Here is a 275-nt window from a genome sequence, read left to right as displayed (position 1 = left end):
ATAGTCCGCTGGCGGGCGACACTGCGCGGGTATTGCGGCACGAAACCGGTCGACAAGACTCTTTGCAAAGGCATCAAAAGTATAAGAATCGAAGCGACGTGCCCGATCGGGCGTGCAGCGCTTCACAACCCGATCGGCAAGTTTCTTAGCTGCGTCGCGTTTGAAACTGATTGCGAGAATGCGCTTGGGAGCGGCACAGATACCAGTCTGAAGCAGATAGCTCGCTTTCTGCGCGAGAAATTCTGTCTTACCTGTACCTGCCCCGCTGTGACGAG

Annotated in this window: 1 protein-coding gene; it reads right to left on the bottom strand. The window is 55.6% G+C overall.

What is annotated here, in order from left to right; genetic code table 11:
* On the bottom strand, positions 1-275 hold a 275-nt coding region (locus SB786_RS36195; protein ID WP_410731571.1), incomplete at both ends, for a UvrD-helicase domain-containing protein.

Origin of the sequence: Burkholderia sp. SIMBA_062 (assembly GCF_046534765.1) — a bacterium.
Lineage (GTDB): Bacteria > Pseudomonadota > Gammaproteobacteria > Burkholderiales > Burkholderiaceae > Burkholderia > Burkholderia ambifaria.
This window is presented reverse-complemented; position numbering and strand designations above follow the sequence as displayed.